This window comes from Paraphotobacterium marinum, from assembly GCF_002216855.1.
GTDB lineage: Bacteria > Pseudomonadota > Gammaproteobacteria > Enterobacterales > Vibrionaceae > Paraphotobacterium > Paraphotobacterium marinum.
In genome coordinates, this window is the sequence record NZ_CP022356.1 from 17528 (window position 1) to 44083 (window position 26556).

The following is a 26556-nucleotide window of genomic DNA, read 5'->3' on the forward strand; positions in this document are numbered from 1 at the left end:
AAAACAAAATCAACACTTTAATGTTGGCATTGATTATGCTTAATCATCCTTATTAGTCAAATTTCTGACATTGTATTAAGGATGTATTATGTGCCTTCAACATTTACTATTCACATTAAAGAAAGTCATTTTAGTTTTGTTATGTTCAACTCTTCTTTTTGCCTGTGGAGACAGTAACACATTCAAAGAACAAGATAGTCAATCAGCAGCTCAGGAACAACCGGTTTCCAATGATCCTGAGCCTGATGCAGACTCAGCCCCAGATAGTGATTCTCCTAATAATGATCCTGATTCCGATTCAAATGGTGATGATAACTCTAGTGTTTTTTTGGGCTCTGGAAATGATAATGATGATGATAATGACGGGGTTAGTAATAATAACGATGAATGTCCTAATACATTAAATGGAGTGGAAGTTGCTTCAGATGGATGCGCAGATTCAGATGGAGATGGTTCATCAGATAATAAAGATAATGACGATGATAATGATGGCGTTAATGATGATGAAGATGCTTGTGACAATACGGTTGCAGGTGCTACTGACTTTGACGGTGATGGTTGTGATGATGCCAACGATGATGATGATGATAACGATGGCGTGAATGACGATGATGACACTTGTGACAATACGATATTAGGTGCGACTGATTTTGATAATGATGGTTGTGATGATGCCAACGATGATGATGATGATAACGACGGTGTCAATGATGATGAGGACGCTTGTGACAATACAGAGAGAGGTGCAACGGATTTCGATAATGATGGTTGTGATGATGCCAACGATGATGATGATGATAACGACGGTGTCAATGACGGCGATGATGACTGTGACAACACAGTGACGGGCGCGGCTGACTTTGATAAAGATGGTTGTGATGATGCCAACGATGACGATGATGATAACGATGGTGTTAATGATGGTGATGATGCTTGTGACAACACAGAGTTAGGTGCAACCGACTTTGATAATGACGGTTGTGATGATGCCAACGATGACGATGATGATAACGATGGTGTCAATGATGGCAATGATGCTTGTGATGATACTACACTGGGTGCGCTTGATACCGATGGTGATGGTTGTGATGATGCCAACGACGATGATGATGATAACGATGGTGTGAATGACGAAAATGACAAGTGTCCCAATACACCCATAAATGAGCCTGATTTAGATCAAGATGGCTGCGGTGATGAAACACAAGATGATGACAGCGATGGCGATGGTGTAGATGACAGTAATGATGATTGTCCAAATACACCATCTGGTGCAACTGACTTTGATAATGACGGTTGTGATGATGCCAACGATGACGATGATGACAACGATGGTGTGAACGACGATGATGATGATTGTGACAACACAGAGATAGGCGCAACGGATTTCGATAATGATGGTTGTGACGATGCAAACGATGACGATGATGATAATGATGGTGTCAATGACGATGATGATTATTGTGACAACACAGAGCTAGGCGCAACGGATTTTGATAATGATGGTTGTGACGATGCCAATGATGATGATGATGACAATGATGGTGTCAACGACGATGATGATGCTTGTGATGATACACCATTAAATACTAATGTTGCTGATAATGGTTGTACAGACACTGATGACGATGGTGTGGATGATGACGCAGATGCCTGTGACGACACAGAGCTTGGTGCGACTGACTTTGATAATGACGGTTGTGATGATGCCAACGATGATGATGACGATAACGATGGTGTGGATGATGACGCAGATACCTGTGATGATACACCTTTGAACACTAATGTTGCTGACAATGGTTGTACTGACACTGATGATGATGGTGTAGATGATGATGCGGATGCTTGTGATGATACAGTCGCAGGCGCAGCTGACTTTGATAATGATGGTTGTGATGATGCCAACGATGATGATGATGATAATGATGGTGTCAATGACGACGAAGATGCCTGTGATGATACAGTGACGGGCGCAGCTGACTTTGACGGCGATGGTTGTGACGATGCCAATGATGATGATGATGACAATGATGGCGTCAATGATGACGACGATGATTGTGATGACACGACATTAGATGCCACTGATACAGACAATGATGGTTGTGATGATGCCAACGATGATGATGATGATAACGATGGTGTGAATGACGACGATGATAAGTGTCCTAATACGCCAGAGAATGAGCCTGATTTAGACCAAGATGGATGTGGTGATGATACGCAAGATGATGACACTGATGGCGATGGTGTGGATGACAGTAATGATAATTGTCCGGACACTCCTTCTGGTGCCACCGATTTTGACAATGACGGTTGTGATGATGCCAATGATGACGATGATGATAACGATGGCGTGAATGACGATGCAGATTCCTGTGATGATACCGTTCTAGGTGCGACTGATTTTGACAATGATGGTTGTGATGATGCCAACGATGATGATGATGATAACGATGGCGTCAATGACGACGATGATGACTGTGACAACACAGAGCTAGGTGCAACGGATTTTGATAATGATGGTTGTGATGATGCCAACGATGACGATGATGATAACGATGGTGTCAATGATGACGCAGATGATTGTGACAACACAGAGCTAGGCGCAGCTGACTTTGACGGGGATGGTTGTGATGATGCCAACGATGACGATGATGACAACGATGGTGTGGATGATGACGCAGATGCCTGTGATGATACTGTTCTAGGCGCAACGGATTTTGATAATGATGGTTGTGATGATGCCAACGATGACGATGATGACAACGATGGTGTGGATGATGACGCAGATTCCTGTGACGATACGGTTCTAGGCGCAACGGATTTTGACAATGATGGTTGTGATGATGCCAACGATGACGATGATGACAACGATGGTGTGGATGATGACGCAGATGCTTGTGATGATACTGTTCTAGGTGCGACAGATTTCGATAATGACGGTTGTGACGATGCCAACGATGACGATGATGATAACGATGGCGTGAATGATGATGCAGATGATTGTGACAACACAGAGCTAGGCGCAACGGATTTTGATAATGATGGTTGTGATGATGCCAATGACGACGATGATGATAACGATGGCGTCAATGACGACGATGATGACTGTGACAACACAGAGCTAGGTGCAACGGATTTTGACGGCGATGGTTGTGATGATGCAAACGATGATGATGATGACAACGATGGCGTGGATGATGATGCAGATGCCTGTGATGATACAGTTCTAGGTGCAACGGATTTCGATAATGACGGTTGTGATGATGCCAATGATGACGATGATGATAACGATGGCGTCAATGACGACGATGATGACTGTGACAACACAGAGCTAGGTGCAACGGATTTTGACGGCGATGGTTGTGATGATGCAAACGATGATGATGATGACAACGATGGCGTGGATGATGATGCAGATTCCTGTGATGATACAGTTCTAGGTGCAACGGATTTTGATAATGATGGTTGTGACGATGCCAATGATGACGATGATGACAACGATGGTGTGGATGATGACGCAGATGCCTGTGATGATACTGTTCTAGGCGCAGCTGACTTTGACGGTGATGGTTGTGATGATGCCAATGACGACGATGATGATAACGATGGCGTCAATGACGACGATGATGACTGTGACAACACAGAGCTAGGTGCAACGGATTTTGACGGCGATGGTTGTGATGATGCCAATGACGACGATGATGATAACGATGGCGTCAATGACGACGATGATGACTGTGACAACACAGAGCTAGGTGCAACGGATTTTGACGGCGATGGTTGTGATGATGCAAATGATGACGATGATGATAACGATGGCGTCAATGACGACGATGATGACTGTGACAACACAGAGCTAGGTGCAACGGATTTTGATAATGATGGTTGTGATGATGCCAACGATGATGATGATGACAACGATGGCGTGGATGATGATGCAGATGCCTGTGATGATACAGTATTAGGCGCAACGGATTTTGATAATGATGGTTGTGACGATGCCAATGATGACGATGATGACAACGATGGTGTGGATGATGACGCAGATGCCTGTGATGATACTGTTCTAGGCGCAGCTGACTTTGACGGTGATGGTTGTGATGATGCCAATGACGATGATGATGATAACGATGGTGTCAATGACGGCGATGACGACTGTGATGATACAGTGATGGGTGCGACTGATACAGATAATGACGGTTGTGATGATGCCAACGATGATGATGATGATAACGATGGTGTCAATGATGAAAATGATCAATGTCCTAATACTCCAGAAAATGAGCCTGATTTAGATCAAGATGGATGCGGTGATGATACGCAAGATGATGACACAGATGGAGACGGTGTTGATGACAGCAATGATGCTTGTCCAGAAACCCCATCTGGTGCGACTGATTTCGATAATGATGGTTGTGATGATGCCAATGATGACGATGATGATAACGATGGTGTGGATGATGACGCAGATTCTTGTGATGATACAGTTCTAGGTGCAACGGACTTTGATAATGATGGTTGTGACGATGCCAACGATGATGATGATGACAACGATGGTGTCAATGATGATGATGATGCCTGTGATGATACGGTTCTAGGCGCAACGGATTTTGATAATGACGGTTGTGACGATGCCAATGATGACGATGATGACAACGATGGTGTCAATGATGATGATGATGATTGTGACAACACAGAGTTAGGCGCAACGGATTTTGATAATGATGGTTGTGATGATGCCAATGATGATGATGATGACAACGATGGTGTCAATGATGACGCAGATGCCTGTGATGATACAGTTCTAGGTGCAACGGATTTCGATAATGACGGTTGTGACGATGCCAATGATGACGATGATGACAACGATGGTGTCAATGATGATGATGATGACTGTGACAACACAGAGTTAGGCGCAACGGATTTTGATAATGATGGTTGTGATGATGCCAATGATGATGATGATGACAACGATGGTGTCAATGATGACGCAGATGCCTGTGATGATACAGTTCTAGGTGCAACGGATTTCGATAATGACGGTTGTGACGATGCCAATGATGACGATGATGATAATGATGGCGTCAATGATGACGCAGATGCCTGTGATGATACAGTTCTAGGCGCAACGGATTTTGACGGTGATGGTTGTGATGATGCCAATGATGATGATGATGACAACGATGGTGTCAATGATGACGCAGATGATTGTGACAACACAGAGCTAGGCGCAGCTGACTTTGACGGGGATGGTTGTGATGATGCTAACGATGACGATGATGACAATGATGGCGTGAATGACGATGATGATGATTGTGATGATACAGTTCTAGGTGCAACGGATTTTGACGGTGATGGTTGTGATGATGCCAATGATGATGATGATGACAACGATGGTGTCAATGATGACGCAGATGATTGTGACAACACAGAGCTAGGCGCAGCTGACTTTGACGGGGATGGTTGTGATGATGCTAACGATGACGATGATGATAACGATGGTGTGGATGATGATGCAGATGCTTGTGATGATACTGTTCTAGGCGCAGCTGATTTTGACGGCGATGGTTGTGATGATGCGAACGATGATGATGACGATAACGATGGTGTGGATGATGATGCAGATGCTTGTGATGATACTGTTCTAGGCGCAGCTGATTTTGACGGCGATGGTTGTGACGATGCCAACGATGATGATGATGACAACGATGGTGTGGATGATGACGTAGATGCCTGTGATGATACTGTTCCAGGCGCAGCTGACTTTGACGGTGATGGTTGTGACGATGCCAACGATGATGATGATGACAACGATGGTGTCAATGACGATGATGATGACTGTGATGATACAGTTCTAGGTGCAACGGATTTCGATAATGACGGTTGTGACGATGCCAATGATGATGATGACGATAACGATGGTGTGGATGATGATGCAGATGCTTGTGATGATACTGTTCTAGGTGCAACGGATTTCGATAATGATGGTTGTGACGATGCCAATGATGATGATGATGACAACGATGGTGTCAATGACGACAATGACGACTGTGATGATACAGTTCTAGGTGCAACGGATTTCGATAATGACGGTTGTGACGATGCCAACGATGATGATGACGATAACGATGGTGTGGATGATGATGCAGATGCTTGTGATGATACTGTTCTAGGCGCAGCTGATTTTGACGGCGATGGTTGTGATGATGTCAACGATGATGATGACGATAACGATGGTGTGGATGATGATGCAGATGCTTGTGATGATACTGTTCTAGGCGCAGCTGATTTTGACGGTGATGGTTGTGATGATGCCAACGATGATGATGATGATAACGATGGTGTGGATGATAACGCAGATGCTTGTGATGATACTGTTCTAGGCGCAGCTGATTTTGACGGCGATGGTTGTGACGATGCCAACGATGATGATGATGATAACGATGGTGTCAATGATGATGACGATGACTGTGACAACACTGAGCTTGGTGCAACGGATTTTGACGGGGATGGTTGTGATGATGCCAACGATGATGATGACGATAACGATGGTGTGGATGATGATGTAGATGCTTGTGATGATACTGTTCTAGGCGCAGCTGATTTTGACGGCGATGGTTGTGATGATGCCAACGATGACGATGATGACAACGATGGTGTCAATGATGATGACGATGACTGTGACAACACTGAGCTTGGTGCAACGGATTTTGACGGGGATGGTTGTGATGATGCGAATGATGATGATGATGACAACGATGGTGTGGATGATGACGCAGATGCTTGTGATGATACAGTTCTAGGTGCAACGGATTTCGATAATGACGGTTGTGACGATGCCAACGATGATGATGATGATAACGATGGTGTGGATGATAACGCAGATGACTGTGACAACACAGAGCTAGGTGCAACGGATTTTGACGGTGATGGTTGTGACGATGCCAACGATGACGATGATGACAATGATGGTGTGGATGATGACGCAGATGCTTGTGATGATACAGTGACGGGCGCAGCTGATTTTGACGGCGATGGTTGTGATGATGCCAACGATGACGATGATGACAATGATGGTGTGGATGATGACGCAGATGCTTGTGATGATACAGTGACGGGCGCAGCTGATTTTGACGGCGATGGTTGTGACGATGCCAACGATGACGATGATGACAACGATGGTGTGGATGATGACGCAGATGCTTGTGATGATACAGTGACGGGCGCAGCTGATTTTGACGGCGATGGTTGTGACGATGCCAACGATGATGATGATGACAACGATGGCGTGGATGATGACGCAGATGCCTGTGATGATACTGTTCTAGGCGCAGCTGACTTTGATGGCGATGGTTGTGATGATGCCAACGATGATGATGATGATAACGATGGTGTGGATGATAACGCAGATGACTGTGACAACACAGAGCTAGGTGCAACGGATTTTGACGGTGATGGTTGTGACGATGCCAACGATGATGATGATGACAACGATGGTGTGGATGATGACGCAGATGCCTGTGATGATACTGTTCTAGGCGCAGCTGACTTTGATAATGATGGTTGTGATGATGCCAACGATGATGATGATGATAACGATGGTGTGGATGATAACGCAGATGACTGTGACAACACAGAGCTAGGTGCAACGGATTTTGACGGTGATGGTTGTGATGATGCCAACGATGATGATGATGATAACGATGGTGTGGATGATAACGCAGATGCTTGTGATGATACTGTTCTAGGCGCAGCTGATTTTGACGGCGATGGTTGTGATGATGCGAACGATGATGATGACGATAACGATGGTGTGGATGATGATGCAGATGCTTGTGATGATACTGTTCTAGGCGCAGCTGATTTTGACGGCGATGGTTGTGACGATGCCAACGATGATGATGATGACAACGATGGTGTGGATGATGACGTAGATGCCTGTGATGATACTGTTCTAGGTGCAACTGATTTTGATAATGATGGTTGTGATGATGCCAACGATGATGATGATGACAACGATGGTGTTAATGATGGTGATGATGATTGTGACAACACAGAGTTAGGTGCAACGGATTTTGACGGGGATGGTTGTGATGATGCCAATGATGACGATGATGACAACGATGGTGTGGATGATGACGCAGATGCCTGTGATGATACGGTATTAGGTGCATTAGATACGGATAATGATGGTTGTGATGATGCCAATGATGATGATGATGATGGTGACGGAATTAGTGATGAAAATGAAGGATGTATTGCACCAAGTTATGCTGAAAATAATAATGGTGAGTATACAATATTGGTCTATGGGGAAGGTCTACAAAGCTCTGTAGGTGGAGGTGTGTATTTATTAGCGAACAATACCACCCATATATTAGGAGCACTCAATCCTGAAACTTTGATTGTTTCTGATGATGATGGAATATTTAATGACAATGTAGCCTCTACGGCTAACCTACAATTAACTGACAGTGATAGTAATACACAAATAGCTGTAAATTCAGTAGATAATATCATAGCTGGCGATAACGTTTACGCCTCTCTTAGAGTAAGTGTTGTAAACAATACTACAGGTGAGTCGGGATCAATACATATTATCAAACATCAAAATCAATACAACAATACATCACATGTATATGCTTCAACAATTTTATTGAGTGAAGGTGATTCTGTGACTGTTGATGCAGGAGATAATTTGATCCCACCTAGATTCGTAGGGCAAGTTGACTATGTTAATTTAGTAAGTTCAATGGAATGTGAGGGTGTGGATAGTGATGGAGATGGTACAGATGATCATTTAGATACAGATAGTGATGATGATGGCGATCCTGATAACACAGATCCATGTCGATTAGATGCCACAAACTTAGATACCGATGGCGATGGCATTTGTGATAGTACGGATGATGATGATGATGGTGATGGCGTAAACGATGATAATGATAATTGTCCAGAAACACCGCTTAATTCTAATGTTAATGATGAAGGATGTATATTTGTTGATGATGATGGGGATGGCGTAGGCAACGACGATGATGATTGTCCAAATACACCAGTTGGTAACCCAGTTAACTCAAATGGTTGTACCGATACCGATGGAGACGGTGTTCCAGATGTAGACGATGAAGAAAATGGAATTGGTTTGCTGACTGTGCCTTCAAACTCAAGCTTCTTGACACAACAAGGTGATAATGGCACACATTTTTATGCTATTGATTCCCATAATGGATTAAACGGTGAATTTTTATATGCTGTTGGTGAAAACTTAAACAGCCCTGTTTCAGGCACGATTGTTGAACCCTATCAAGGGGGAGATCTCGATATACAAATATCGAAAATTGATCCTTTAACTCACGAGTATATATGGACCTCTTTCCAGTATAATGATTTTTATGGTTGGGATTATGCTAATGAGATAACTCTTGATGACAATGGCAATATTTATGTAGTTGCAAGAGTACAGGGTGATCATACCACAATCCATCCATCTTTAGATACAGGAATGTTAAGTGGTACGCATGGTATTGGTGCGCTGAGTAAATACGACGAAAATGGAAATTTAGTATGGTTAATACAACCCGGTCATAGCGGTAACAATAGTGATGCAGCATCTGCAGAAGCCATTGATGTAACAAGTGATTATATATTTGTCGGAGGTAACACTGAATCAGATACGATATTGGGACAAGGAAATAACGAAGGAGGATATGATGGGTATTTGGAAATATATGCAAATGTAGATAACAATAGTATTTACACTCAAACACCTGTAGCAGCAATTAGATTAGGAACAGATGGGTATGAATCAATCTATGATCTTAAAGTGAAACAAGAAGGACAAGACTTGATTATTAATCTTGTGGGATCAACACAAGGAGATATCGATGAATTCACTACTGTCAATAATACGAATAATGGTGGGAATACTAACTATGATCCATTTATTGCGAAATATCGTTTTGATACCAGTACTGAAACGTTAACAGAAATATGTGCTTATCAAGATAATAGAACAACTTTTACAGATGAAGCGCGTAATATTGAAGTGGATAGTGAAAATAACATTTATATTTCAGGTCGAGTTAAAACGACCTCTAATAATAATTCTCGAGATGGTTTTGTGATGAAATATGACAGTGACTGTCAACCTGTTTGGTCAGATTACTCTATTGTTCGAGCAAGTGGCAATGGAAATCAAGATATAATAAATGATATTGAACTATCAGTGAATGAAAATAGGATTTACTTTGTGGGTGCTACATTAGGCGGACAAATGGAGAATCAGACATTTCCTGGACAAGGTGGTTATGACTATTTTGTTGGGGCGATGAACACCATTAATGGTGGGATTATTGATGTACAACAGTTTGGCTCATCTAGCAATAATATTGCTTATGACTTAGCGGTTACAGATAATAATGTTATTTATGTTGTAACCAGAAGCGATGGCAATGCTTCTATTTCAGGTCAGAACTCTACCTCTAATCAAACTGGTAGCTCAGTGATTCAAGAGTTTTATGATTTATCTTATGATTATGATGGTGATGGCATCATAGCACAGGATGATATCGATAAAGATGGAGTTGAAGATACTTGTCCTGATACACTAGAGCTCACAGGTGATGTAACCAACCCATTTAAAAATGATTGTCCTGTTACAGCAACTTTTGAAGATGATGACGGGGATGGTGTTGGTGATGATGATGATGATTGTCCGAACACACCTATTGGCTCACCTGTAAATGACAGTGGTTGTATCGACACCGATGGAGATGGTACCGCAGATGATGAAGATGATTTTCCAAATGATCCAGATGAAGATACAGATACAGATGGTGATGGAACCGGTGACAATGAAGATACCGATGATGATAATGATGGAACATCAGATGAAGATGAAGATAATAATGGAACCGATCCACTAGTGTACGAGTCTAGAGAGCATGAGTTTTCAGTCTTTGGGGTAAAATTCCTACCTGAAAGTGGCATTGATTTCTTTGGCTTACCAACTGGAGGGTTAAATAATCCCATCACATATCAAGTTCCAGGTGATGATTATTATGAAATATTAACAGTTCAAGATGATGATCAGTTTTTAAATGATGTAGATTCAGGTGATACAGAAGATACTTCTGAGCAAACCTTAAACATGAACTTGACTTGGAACCAAATCGATTACTTTATGACTTTTTCACAAGATTATCGAACAGAGTTATCTAATGGTGAAAGGTTGAACAGTTACCAATGCTACAATGTTAATAATCTAACAACAGGTGAGTCTGGCTTCATTTGTAATATAGGAACTAGTTTAAATGAAACGAAGAAGCATAATGTATTTGCTAAAACAATCAGTATTGTTAGCGGAGATACTTTAGAGTATTTTATTACTGATAATTATGACTTAGGACGAGTGCCTTATCGCGATTTATGTTTAATGATATCTTGTGGACATGATTCAGATGACGATACTTTAAGCGATGAATTGGAGGCGACATTAGGAACAGATCCAAATAATCCTGATACAGATGGGGATGGTGTTAATGATCGAGAAGAGTTACAAAATGGAACCGATCCAACAGTGGCTGATGATGGCGCTGATATTACGTCAGGTGTCAATTTAGATAATAATTATGGTAGTAGTGCTGAAAGCCACTTGGTTTATAATACTGATAACTTGAATTATAACCCACTTTATCGTTCAGCTGATAACCAAGAGATGCCTTGGGCGGTTTCGATTACGCTAAAAACAGATATTGTAACAACTTCAGTGCCAACTATAGTATGGTCTTATGCTTCAAGCACTATTGATAGAAATAAAGCGCATGCAACTTTGTATATCCAGAATCAAAAGTTAAAATTTGCTTATGGTACCCACTATAATCATTTAAGGTTTACCTCGGTAGATACGATTGATTTGTCAAGCTGGAGTAGTGTAGTAACGATTTACAAAGGTGGTAAAACAGGTGGGGGCAGTAATCAATTAAATCAATTTTATAATGAGTTTGAATTTTATTTGGTTGCATTGGATGGAACTGTTCAAGAAATTCCTATGAATGGTGCACATCGAAACTATGGCTATAGTAATCAAATGCAAAGTGGTAAGTTCCGTATAGCAGCAACAGGCCAATATAATGGTATAAATAATTGGTATAAACCAGCCTCAAGTGGAGATACGGTCCAATCATATAATTATTTAAGTGGTTCGATAGCCTATACCATTATGACAACTTTGACGCCATTGAAAGCAGACAATATTACGGATGAAGAAATCCAAGCAATGGCTTTTGATCCGACTACATGGTTAGCAGATTATAAAGAAGACACTAACTATAGAGTGTCGGGGTCAACTAATATCACTTCAAACTTCACATCAAGTGATGCGAGTGATAATTCTTGGAAATCAACTCAAGTATGGATCTTTGATGAGAATAATATAGAGACCAATGGTAACTATGATTACTTATCGAGTGAAGTAGACTCTCCAACAACAGGAATAGGAGATGCTTATTTGATTTTTAATGATGTTGATGCATCATTATTCGAAAATTATTAATGTAGTATCTAATTTAAGAGCCATACCTATTGTATGGCTCCGTCAATATTTAAAAAATATTTGCAATATGCTAAATATTTAAAGCATTGTTATTGTAAATCAATGTCTTATTTTTGGCATGTTTAATGCTTCTTAATCAGTATTAGTCTCACTAAGACTGACTTGAAAGGATTTAACATGTTGAGCCAAATTATCAAACTTTCTGTAACTCTTTTATTATCATTATTACTCATTTCCTGTGGGGACTCTGATCATAATAATACTTTTAAAGAAAGCGAACAAAGCTCAAATACGGTACTAACTTCCAACTCTGAAACTGATGATCAAGATGACAATTATGCAAATAGTGAAAACTCTAGTTTTGGAGATGACAGCGGCTCAGGAAGCTTTTTGGAAACAGCGAACGGTAATGGCGACAATTCAGACAACGATGATGATAATGATGGTAACGATAATACAGATAATACCTTCCTTTTAGTTCCAATAGAAGATACGGATACTGATAATGATGGTACGTCAGACTCGGATGATGCATTTCCTTCAGACCCAACTGAAGACACAGATACAGATAAAGATGGAACTGGCGATAATGCAGATACCGATGATGATGGGGATGGAACAGATGATACTAATGATGCCTTTCCTTTAGATCCAACAGAAGATACCGATACGGATAATGATGGAATAGGAGATAATGCCGACAACGATGATGATGGTGACGGTACCGATGACAGTAATGATGCCTTCCCACTTGATCCAACGGAGGATACAGATACCGATAATGATGGAACAGGAGATAATGCCGACAAAGATGATGATAATGATGGAACAGATGATGGTGATGACGACTTCCCACTTGATCCAAATGAAGATACAGATACGGATAATGATGGAACCGGTGATAATGCCGACACCGATGACGATGGGGACGGTACCGATGACAGTAATGATGCCTTCCCACTTGATCCAACGGAGGATACAGATACCGATAATGACGGAACCGGTGATAATGCTGATACTGATGATGATGGGGATGGCACAGATGATGGTGATGACGCCTTTCCTTTAGATCCAACAGAAGATACAGATACAGATAGTGATGGAACGGGTGATAATGCCGACAACGATGATGATAATGATGGAACAGATGATACTGAAGATGCCTTTCCTTTAGATCCAACAGAAGATACAGATACGGATAATGATGGAACGGGTGATAATGCCGACAACGATGATGATAATGATGGAACAGGTGATGGTGATGATGCATTTCCTTTAGATCCGGATGAAGATACAGATACCGATAATGACGGAACCGGTGATAATGCTGATACCGATGATGATAATGACGGTACGCCAGACGCGGATGATGCATTTCCTTTAGATCCAAATGAAGACACCGACACGGATAATGATGGAACAGGCGATAATGCGGACACCGATGATGATGGTGACGGTACTGATGACAGTAATGATGTATTTCCTTTAGATCCAACTGAAGATACAGATACAGATAGTGATGGAACGGGTGATAATGCCGATAACGATGATGATGGAGATGGCACAGAAGACGGTAATGATGCCTTTCCTTTAAATCCGGATGAAGATACAGATACAGATAGTGATGGAACCGGTGATAATGCTGACACCGATGATGATGGAGATGGAACAGATGATACTGAAGATGAATTTCCTTTAGATCCAACTGAGGATACAGATACGGATAATGACGGAACAGGGGATAATGCCGACAACGATGATGATGGAGATGGCACAGATGATGGTGATGATGCATTTCCTTTAGATCCAAATGAAGATACAGATACAGATAGTGATGGAACGGGTGATAATGCTGATACCGATGATGATGGTGACGGTACCGATGACAGTAATGATGCCTTCCCACTTGATCCAACGGAGGATACAGATACCGATAATGATGGAACAGGAGATAATGCCGACAAAGATGATGATAATGATGGTACTGATGATATAGATGATGCATTTCCTTTAGATCCAAATGAAGATACAGATACAGATAGTGATGGAACAGGAGATAATGCTGATACCGATGACGATGGGGATGGTACGCCAGACGCGGATGATGCATTTCCTTTAGATCCAAATGAAGACACCGACACGGATAATGATGGAACAGGCGATAATGCGGACACCGATGATGATAATGACGGTACGCCAGACGCGGATGATGCCTTCCCACAAGATCCAACGGAGGATACAGATACAGATAGTGATGGAACAGGAGATAATGCTGATACCGATGACGATGGGGATGGTACGCCAGACGCGGATGATGCATTTCCTTTAGATCCAACTGAAGATACAGATACGGATAATGATGGAACCGGAGATAATGCAGATACCGATGATGATGGAGATGGTACTGATGATGGTGATGATGCCTTTCCACTAGATCCAACAGAAGATACAGATACAGATAGTGATGGAACAGGAGATAATGCTGATACCGATGACGATGGAGATGGTACAGATGACGATAATGATGCATTTCCTTTAGATCCAAATGAAGACACCGACACGGATAGTGATGGAACAGGAGATAATGCTGATACCGATGACGATGGGGATGGTACGCCAGACGCGGATGATGCATTTCCTTTAGATCCAACTGAAGATACAGATACGGATAATGATGGAACCGGAGATAATGCAGATACCGATGATGATGGAGATGGTACTGATGATGGTGATGATGCCTTTCCACTAGATCCAACTGAAGATACAGATACAGATAGTGATGGAACAGGAGATAATGCTGATACCGATGACGATGGAGATGGTACAGAAGACGGTAATGATGCATTTCCTTTAGATCCAAATGAAGATACAGATACAGATAGTGATGGAACCGGTGATAATGCTGATACCGATGACGATGGAGATGGTACAGATGACGATAATGATGCCTTTCCTTTAGATCCAACTGAGGATACAGATACAGATAGTGATGGAACCGGTGATAATGCTGATACCGATGATGATGGAGATGGTACCGATGATGATGATGATGCCTTCCCACTAGATCCAACTGAAGACACGGATACAGATAATGATGGAACGGGCGATAATGCAGATACCGATGATGATAATGATGGAACAGATGATGGTGATGACGCCTTCCCACTTGATCCAACTGAGGACACAGATACAGATAATGATGGCACGGGTGATAATGCTGATACCGATGATGATAATGATGGAACAGATGATGATGATGATGCCTTTCCTTTAGATCCAAATGAAGATACAGATACAGATAGTGATGGAACCGGTGATAATGCTGATACCGATGATGATGGGGATGGAACAGATGATGGTGATGACGCCTTCCCACTAGATCCAACTGAAGACACGGATACAGATAATGATGGAACGGGCGATAATGCAGATACCGATGATGATAATGATGGAACAGATGATGGTGATGACGCCTTCCCACTTGATCCAACTGAGGATACAGATACGGATAACGACGGAACCGGTGATAATGCAGATACCGATGATGATGGAGATGGTACGCCAGACGCAGATGATGCATTTCCTTTAGATCCAACAGAAGATACAGATACGGATAATGATGGAATCGGTGATAATGCAGATACCGATGATGATGGAGATGGTACCGATGACGGTGATGATGCCTTCCCACAAGATCCAACGGAGGATACAGATACAGATAGTGATGGTACAGGAGATAATGCTGATACCGATGATGATGGGGATGGTACGCCAGACGCGGATGATGCATTTCCTTTAGATCCAACGGATGACACAGATACGGATAACGACGGAACCGGTGATAATGCCGACACCGATGATGATGGAGATGGCACAGATGACGGTAATGATGCATTTCCTTTAGATCCAACGGAGGACACAGATACGGATAACGACGGAACCGGTGATAATGCAGATACCGATGATGATGGGGATGGAACAGATGACGATAATGATGCATTTCCTTTAGATCCAACGGAGGACACAGATACGGATAACGACGGAACCGGTGATAATGCCGACACCGATGATGATGGAGATGGCACAGAAGACGGTAATGATGCATTTCCTTTAGATCCAAATGAAGATACAGATACGGATATTGATGGAACAGGAGATAATGCTGATACCGATGACGATGGGGATGGTACGCCAGACGCGGATGATGCATTTCCTTTAGATCCAACGGAGGACACGGATACAGATAATGATGGAACGGGCGATAATGCAGATACCGATGATGATAATGATGGAACAGATGACGATAATGATGCATTTCCTTTAGATCCAACGGAGGACACAGATACGGATAACGACGGAACCGGTGATAATGCCGACGCCGATGATGATGGAGATGGCACAGATGACGGTAATGATGCATTTCCTTTAGATCCAACTGAAGATACAGATACCGATAATGATGGAATCGGTGATAATGCAGATACCGATGATGATGGGGATGGAACAGATGATGGTGATGATGCCTTTCCTTTAGATCCAACTGAGGACACAGATACAGATAATGATGGAATCGGTGATAATGCCGACACCGATGATGATGGGGATGGAACAGATGATGGTGATGACGCCTTCCCACTTGATCCAACTGAGGACACAGATACGGATAATGATGGAATCGGAGATAATGCAGATACCGATGATGATGGGGATGGAACAGATGATGGTGATGATGCCTTTCCTTTAGATCCGGATGAAGATACAGATACGGATAATGACGGAATCGGAGATAATGCAGATACCGATGATGATGGGGATGGAACAGATGATGGTGATGATGCCTTTCCTTTAGATCCAACAGAAGATACAGATACAGATAGTGATGGAACAGGAGATAATGCAGATACCGATGATGATGGAGATGGGACAGATGACGGTGATGATGCATTTCCTTTAGATCCAAATGAAGATACAGATACCGATAATGATGGAATCGGTGATAATGCAGATACCGATGATGATGGAGATGGTACGCCAGACGCAGATGATGCATTTCCTTTAGATCCAACTGAAGATATAGATACAGATAGTGATGGAACAGGAGATAATGCAGATACCGATGATGATGGAGATGGTACGCCAGACGCAGATGATGCCTTTCCACTAGATCCAACTGAAGATACAGATACAGATAGTGATGGAACAGGAGATAATGCTGATACCGATGATGATGGGGATGGAACAGATGATGGTGATGATGCATTTCCTTTAAATCCAAATGAAGATACAGATACCGATAATGATGGAATCGGTGATAATGCAGATACCGATGATGATGGGGATGGTACGCCAGACGCGGATGATGCCTTCCCACAAGATCCAACGGAGGATACAGATACCGATAATGATGGAATCGGTGATAATGCAGATACCGATGATGATGGAGATGGTACGCCAGACGCAGATGATGCCTTCCCACAAGATCCAACGGAGGATACAGATACAGATAGTGATGGAACAGGAGATAATGCTGACACCGATGATGATGGAGATGGGACAGATGATGGTGATGACGCCTTCCCACTAGATCCAACTGAAGACACGGATACAGATAATGATGGAACGGGCGATAATGCAGATACCGATGATGATAATGATGGAACAGATGACGATAATGATGCATTTCCTTTAGATCCAACGGAGGACACAGATACGGATAACGACGGAACCGGTGATAATGCCGACACCGATGATGATGGAGATGGAACAGATGATGGTGATGACGCCTTCCCACTTGATCCAACTGAGGACACAGATACGGATAATGATGGAATCGGTGATAATGCAGATACCGATGATGATGGAGATGGTACAGATGACGATAATGATGCATTTCCTTTAGATCCAACTGAGGACACAGATACAGATAATGATGGAATCGGTGATAATGCCGACACCGATGATGATGGGGATGGAACAGATGATGGTGATGACGCCTTCCCACTTGATCCAACTGAGGACACAGATACGGATAATGATGGAATCGGTGATAATGCAGATACCGATGATGATGGAGATGGTACGCCAGACGCAGATGATGCATTTCCTTTAGATCCAACTGAAGATACAGATACGGATAACGACGGAACCGGAGATAATGCAGATACCGATGATGATGGAGATGGAACAGATGATGGTGATGATGCATTTCCTTTAGATCCAACAGAAGATACAGATACAGATAGTGATGGAACAGGAGATAATGCAGATACCGATGACGATGGAGATGGGACAGATGACGGTAATGATGCCTTTCCTTTAGATCCAACTGAGGATACAGATACCGATAATGATGGAATCGGTGATAATGCAGATACCGATGATGATGGAGATGGTACGCCAGACGCAGATGATGCCTTCCCACAAGATCCAACGGAGGATACAGATACAGATAGTGATGGAACAGGAGATAATGCTGATACCGATGATGATGGAGATGGTACTGATGATGGTGATGATGCATTTCCTTTAGATCCAACAGAAGATACAGATACAGATAGTGATGGAACAGGAGATAATGCTGATACCGATGACGATGGAGATGGTACAGATGACGATAATGATGCATTTCCTTTAGATCCAACTGAGGATACAGATACAGATAGTGATGGAACCGGTGATAATGCGGACACCGATGATGATAATGACGGTACGCCAGACGCGGATGATGCCTTCCCACAAGATCCAACGGAGGATACAGATACAGATAGTGATGGAACAGGAGATAATGCTGATACCGATGACGATGGGGATGGTACGCCAGACGCGGATGATGCCTTTCCTTTAGATCCAACTGAAGATACAGATACGGATAATGATGGAACCGGAGATAATGCAGATACCGATGATGATGGAGATGGAACTGATGATAGTAATGATGCCTTTCCACTAGATCCAACAGAAGATACAGATACCGATAATGATGGAACAGGAGATAATGCTGATACCGATGACGATGGAGATGGCACAGATGACGGTAATGATGCATTTCCTTTAGATCCAACAGAAGATACAGATACGGATAATGATGGAATCGGTGATAATGCAGATACCGATGATGATGGGGATGGAACAGATGATGGTGATGATGCCTTTCCTTTAGATCCAACTGAAGATACGGATACGGATAATGATGGAACCGGAGATAATGCTGATACCGATGATGACGGAGATGGAACAGATGATGGTGATGATGCATTTCCTTTAGATCCAACTGAAGATACAGATACCGATAATGATGGAACGGGTGATAATGCCGACAACGATGACGATGGAGATGGGACAGATGACGGTAATGATGCATTTCCTTTAGATCCAACAGAAGATACAGATACGGATAACGACGGAATCGGTGATAATGCCGACAACGATGACGATGGGGATGGAACAGATGATGGTGATGATGCATTTCCTTTAGATCCAACTGAAGATATGGATACGGATAATGACGGAACCGGAGATAATGCTGATACCGATGATGACGGAGATGGAACAGATGATGGTGATGATGCATTTCCTTTAGATCCAACTGAAGATACAGATACCGATAATGATGGAACGGGTGATAATGCCGACAACGATGATGATGGAGATGGCACAGAAGACGGTAATGATGCATTTCCTTTAGATCCGGATGAAGATACAGATACAGATAGTGATGGAACCGGTGATAATGCAGATACCGATGATGATGGAGATGGCACAGATGACGATAATGATGCATTTCCTTTAGATCCAACAGAAGATACAGATACGGATAATGACGGAACCGGTGATAATGCAGATACCGATGATGATGGAGATGGAACTGATGATAGTAATGATGCCTTTCCACTAGATCCAACAGAAGATACAGATACCGATAATGATGGAACAGGAGATAATGCTGATACCGATGACGATGGAGATGGCACAGATGACGGTAATGATGCATTTCCTTTAGATCCAACAGAAGATACAGATACGGATAATGATGGAATCGGTGATAATGCAGATACCGATGATGATGGGGATGGAACAGATGATGGTGATGATGCCTTTCCTTTAGATCCAACTGAAGATACGGATACGGATAATGATGGAACCGGAGATAATGCTGATACCGATGATGACGGAGATGGAACAGATGATGGTGATGATGCATTTCCTTTAGATCCAACTGAAGATACAGATACCGATAATGATGGAACGGGTGATAATGCCGACAACGATGATGATGGAGATGGCACAGAAGACGGTAATGATGCATTTCCTTTAGATCCAACAGAAGATACAGATACGGATAACGACGGAATCGGTGATAATGCCGACAACGATGACGATGGGGATGGAACAGATGATGGTGATGATGCATTTCCTTTAGATCCAACTGAAGATATGGATACGGATAATGACGGAACCGGAGATAATGCTGATACCGATGATGACGGAGATGGAACAGATGATGGTGATGATGCATTTCCTTTAGATCCAACTGAAGATACAGATACCGATAATGATGGAACGGGTGATAATGCCGACAACGATGATGATGGAGATGGCACAGAAGACGGTAATGATGCATTTCCTTTAGATCCGGATGAAGATACAGATACAGATAGTGATGGAACCGGTGATAATGCAGATACCGATGATGATGGAGATGGCACAGATGACGATAATGATGCATTTCCTTTAGATCCAACAGAAGATACAGATACGGATAATGACGGAACCGGTGATAATGCAGATACCGATGATGATGGAGATGGAACCGATGATGATGATGATGCCTTCCCACTTGATCCAACTGAGGACACAGATACGGATAATGATGGAATAGGAGATAACTCAGATCCCTGTATTACAAACGCAGATCATACTGATAGTGATTCAGATTCTTTGTGTGATTTTGAAGATACTTGCCCATTAGATGCCTTAAATGATTACGATAATGATGGTTTATGTGCAAATGAAGATAATGATGACGATAATGATGGTGTAATAGATGAAGATGACTTTGCTCCTAATGATGAGCAAAGACAGTATTGTACAAAAATTGATTCAGGTGATGATAGTTGTACCGAGGATTATTGTATTTATGCTATTGATACAAAAGATTGTGACGATGATGCAGCAGGTAACCCATATAGCATTGAAGGTGGTAATTTAGGTGGTGTTACAGGTGCTGATTTAATTTGTAACTTACACCAAATCTCAATGCCAAATGAAAATAGTGAAGATTACGTTTATAAAGCATTTATTGGAGATAAAAATGTTAGGGATACCGATAATGATTGGGTTTTACAGAGTAATAAGACCTATTATCGACCTGATGGAACGGAAATCGGTACTACAACAAATCAAGGTATTTTTGATTTCGATAACGGTAATGAGCTTGTAAATACACTTAAGCCTTCTGGATCTGGAGAACATTGGTCTGGTTTTGGTGCATCAAGTCCATGGTCAATTATTGAAAACTCTGATAATTGTTCTGATTGGACAAGTTCACTAAGTTCTGACAGTGGTAAGGTAGGATTCAATGGTTCAACAAGCTATGAAAATATCAGTAGTTATTCAAAATTTTGTAACACATGGAAAGATATAGTTTGTGTTGCTTCGCCAGAGCCAGACTCTGATAATGATCGAATCATTGATATAAATGACAACTGTCCAGAAATATATTCTCCTGATAATTCATGTGATGCAGTATATGACGGTGAAATATATACTTTGATTGATGCTAACAATCCATACTTCACTCAGCAAGTTGAAGCAAATAAAACAGAATACTTCAGTGATCTAGTTTTTAGTAGTTCGAATGAATTATTTGGAACTGGCTTTGCGTTTGGTACTATTCCAACAGATTCAACCAGTAATATAAATGGTCAGTTTAGTTCAAATAACACAAACAGTGGAGATGCCTTCATTGCTAAAATTGACCCTTATAATCTTCTGACAGAGTGGGTAGTTTACCAACCTAATTCAGATGATAATGGACCAGATTATGGATACGATATTGCGTTAGATGAAAGTTTCAGCAACCTATTAATTTATTCTGTTGGTCGGTCTGACGGTCATCATGGTAGTTATGGTAACAATATAGATACAACAGCCTCAAATGGAACCTTTGGGTTTTTAACTCAACATGAATTAAACTCAGGTTCAGATTTAACAGGTATTGGAGAAAGTGATGACGATACTTTAAGTAGAAATTGGCTTGTTCAGCCAGGAACATTTAACTCTAACTGGTCAGATAAAAGTTTGACTGAGGTTGCTACAAATAATAATGGGATTGTTTATGCTGCTGGTGCTAATGAAGATGATGGAATTATCATCATTTATAATGCAACAGGAATAGAATTGAACACCTATTCATTTGCTTCCTCAAATAATGAATATGACTCTGTTAATGATATTTATTACGAAAACGTAAACGGTAGTGAATTTATATATGTCACTATTTCAAGTTATGGAAATATATTAGGTTTCACCAATATTGGCGAAAAGGATTCATATATTGCTAAGTTTGAATTGCAAAATGAAGGTGAAGGTTTCGATGTAAATAATCCAGTTTGTGTAACTAGAATTAATAATTCAAATGCATATGCAGATAGTCTAAGAACTATTAAAGGTGATGGTTTGGGCAATATTTATGTTGGTGGTGATTTATATACAAATGCCAATAGCAATAGCCAAGATGTGTTTGTTAGTAAATATGATGCGAATTGTACACATCAGTGGACTACAGATATTACATCGACAAATGGAAAGCAGGAGTTTTTGACAGATTTAGAATTGAATCTTTCACATATTACAGATGAAACTGATGTTCGTATTTATTTTTCAGGGTCTACTTATGGTAGTTTACCCAACAACTCGTTTGGAGGAGGTGGAAATAAAACAGATTATTTTCTAGGTATGCTTGATTATGAAGGAAGTTTATTATCACTTTATCAAAATGGTGGTAACGGTTTTGATACAGCTAAAGGCATTGCTGTAAATCCTATAAATGGTGCAATATACGTGTCAATCTTAACAGATAAATCAGTAGTACCTGGAAAAAATGGTGCATATTATGATTATGTGATTCAAAAATTTTATGACTTATCTTTGGACTATGATGGTGATGGCATTATTGCTAAATATGATGATGATAATGATGGTGATGGATTGAGCGATGAACTGGAAATTCAATTAAATTTAAATCCATTTGAATCTGATTCTGATGGTAATTTAGTTAGTGATGGTGAGGAAGATAGTAATGGAAATGGAATTTCAAATGCTAATGAATATAATTAAGTTATGTTTATCACAAAAGAGACAATGAATAGTCAAACTTTATTTATTACTCACTTATATATGTTATCTTTTAATTTAAACAATTGATTAGGTTTTACAAATGACCACTTTTTCGGCTATCTTTGTTGTTGCTTGTATTGTTGGTGTTATCTATTTTGTTAAGACAATTTTTCCCAGCAAAAAGAAACAATCAAAACAACTTAAACACAAAAAATAATTTTATAATTATTGATTGATTATTTTCGTTTTAATTATATTATTAGAGCTACACTTCATTAATCAAAATATAAGTTATGGATCTCTTTTCAAATATCAATCTAGATAATGGCATATGTATCTACCATAAGAACTGTCCCGATGGTTTTGGCTCAGCTTTAGCAGTCCAAAAGTATTGTGAATTAAATCATTTTAATTGTGAGTATATTGCTGCAAATCATGGCGATACACCTCCGGATGTTGATGGTAAAAATGTTATTATTGTTGATTTTTCTTACAAGCGACCAGTACTTGAAAAATTAAAAGAGAAAGCAAATAGCTTAATAGTTATTGATCATCATATTTCAGCACAAAAAGATTTGGAAAATTTGGATTATTGCCTTTTTGACATGGAGCATTCAGGCGCTGTCTTGACTTGGAAAACTCTGTTTCCAAATAAAAATATCCCACAACTACTTCTATATATTGAAGATAGAGATTTATGGAATTGGAAGTTAGTAGATAGTAAAGAATTGTCATCAGGGTTACGTTTGATCCCAATGGATTTTGATGCATGGAACTATTATTTAAATGATCAAAACTTAAATCAATTGATTGAAAAAGGACGCGCAATTGTTGAATATGAAAATCAAAAAATTGAACGAATAACGAAATCTGAATTAGAAATCATTACGTTAGATGGCTATCAAGTCCCAATCATTAATACAACTCAACTGATTAGTGAGATTGGAAATGCATTATGCCAAGAATATCCTTTTGCAGTTATGTATTTTGAAACTAAAGATAAAAGAATATATTCTTTGAGATCTCAAGGAGAAAAGGGTGTAGATGTGTCCATGATTGCATCTAAGTTTGGTGGCGGAGGTCATAGAAATGCTGCGGGATTTTCGATTGAAAAACCCCAGATTGATTTAAATCAATATATTTAATTTAAGTGGACAAAAGTCCTGGTTATAAATTTTTAGAATAGTTATATTAGTATTCAAAAGAGATATGTAATATTTTCAACACTATGAATACTTTAACTATTAGAAAAAAATTAGGTTGGTCTCAAGTAGATTTAGCAGATCACTCTGGGGTCAGCGTAAGAACGATTCGACGTTTAGAAAATGGTTCAAATATATCACCTTCCTCGTATTTAAGAATTTCGAATGCTTTGAATCAAATAGATTTAAAAGCGTCAGATTTCAAAAATTCAATTTCAAAAAAAATATTAAAAGAAGACATTTCTTTTATTCAATTATTTAACCAAAATATACCTTATGTAAACGTTCGTCCAAACTTTGATGAACTTGCTAAATTATTAGCAGAACAAAATCCTTTTGCAATATTATATTATGATCGAAAAGATGACAGAATGAATTTTATTTATTCTGAAAACAACAATTTTGATGCAGGGAAAATTGCCAGGAAATTAGGCGGAAAGGGGACAAAATATAAGGGAGAATTTATTACAAAAAAATCTGAACTTCCTTCTGCATTTTTTAGTTTAGAAGACCTAAAAGCATTGTAAAGTCATTTTTATATTTTAATCACATAAATAAAAGTTATTTATCCCTATAATTTTAACTTTTTCATAAGATCATTTAATCTTTTTGTGTTAATGAAATAGTTTAAATTTATCTTGATATTTTTGGTTGATAGTATAAAAAAATGACAAAAAACAACTATGTGGATGTCTTATATCAATTTATTGTCAACACTTTGAAAATGATATAGACATTTTTAAATTATTTTTTTATCTTGGAGAAAGATTTTGTCTTCTATGCATAAGGGTTTTCATGCTTCGATTTATCTTGGAAAAAAGAAATGGTTTTTTTATATTACTTTTAAGTTTAATTCTTTCAGGTTGTGCTACTGCTCCACCAAGAGATATAAACAATGTTTGTTCGATGTTTGAACAATACCCTTCTTGGTATACAGCAGCAAAAAAATCTAGAAATAAATGGAATGTTCCAATTAGCTCTCAAATGGCAATTATTTATTATGAATCACATTTTGTATCAGATGCCCAGCCACCTAGACAATCAATTTTAGGAGTTATACCCTGGTCTAGACCTTCATCTGCCTATGGTTATGCACAGGCTCTGGATGGTACGTGGAGTGACTATCAAAAATCTACAGGTAATTATTCAGGCTCTAGAGATAATTTTGCTGATGCTATAGATTTTGTAGGGTGGTATACAAGTAATTCATCTCGAAGGTTAGGTATTCCACGTAATGATGCTGGCAAACTGTATCTTGCTTATCATGAAGGAGATGGAGGGTATCGAAGAGGTACTCATTACAAAAAAAGATGGCTTCTGAATAAATCTAGAAAAGTAACTAATAAAGGTAGAATTTATTACAGACAATTAATTAATTGTGAAGCACGATTAAATCGTGAGTCATCATCTTCATTTTGGTAGAAATAAATTCTTTAAATTAGATCAGGTTTGAAAGAT

The 26556-nt window shown here is 40.3% G+C and carries 5 protein-coding genes; all 5 read left to right on the top strand.

Annotated features, from left to right (window positions below; genetic code table 11):
* Positions 1 to 88 precede the first annotated feature (88 nt).
* The 5 genes from CF386_RS12815 to CF386_RS07405 all read left to right on the top strand — a co-directional run bounded on the left by CF386_RS12815 (position 89) and on the right by CF386_RS07405 (position 26520).
* Positions 89 to 12559: a thrombospondin type 3 repeat-containing protein gene (locus CF386_RS12815; protein WP_089073791.1), complete on the top strand. Its 12471-nt coding sequence runs from the start codon at positions 89 to 91 to the stop codon at positions 12557 to 12559.
* 177 nt (positions 12560 to 12736) lie between these two features.
* Positions 12737 to 23896 carry a DUF1554 domain-containing protein gene (locus tag CF386_RS07390; protein ID WP_089073792.1) on the top strand — a complete coding sequence of 3720 codons (11160 nt, stop codon included), beginning with the start codon at positions 12737 to 12739 and terminating at the stop codon, positions 23894 to 23896.
* A 293-nt stretch (positions 23897 to 24189) separates the two neighbouring features.
* Positions 24190 to 25041 (top strand): DHH family phosphoesterase, encoded by an 852-nt coding sequence (locus CF386_RS07395; protein ID WP_089073793.1) that lies wholly within the window; start codon positions 24190 to 24192, stop codon positions 25039 to 25041.
* Positions 25042 to 25124: 83 nt separating this feature from the next.
* Entirely contained in the window at positions 25125 to 25625 is a 501-nt protein-coding gene (locus CF386_RS07400; protein ID WP_089073794.1) for a helix-turn-helix domain-containing protein, read from the top strand.
* Between the two features lie 268 nt (positions 25626 to 25893).
* The gene (locus CF386_RS07405; RefSeq protein WP_089073795.1) at positions 25894 to 26520 is read left to right on the top strand and encodes a transglycosylase SLT domain-containing protein; all 627 of its coding nucleotides are present in this window, start codon (positions 25894 to 25896) and stop codon (positions 26518 to 26520) included.
* The last annotated feature ends 36 nt before the right edge of the window (positions 26521 to 26556 follow it).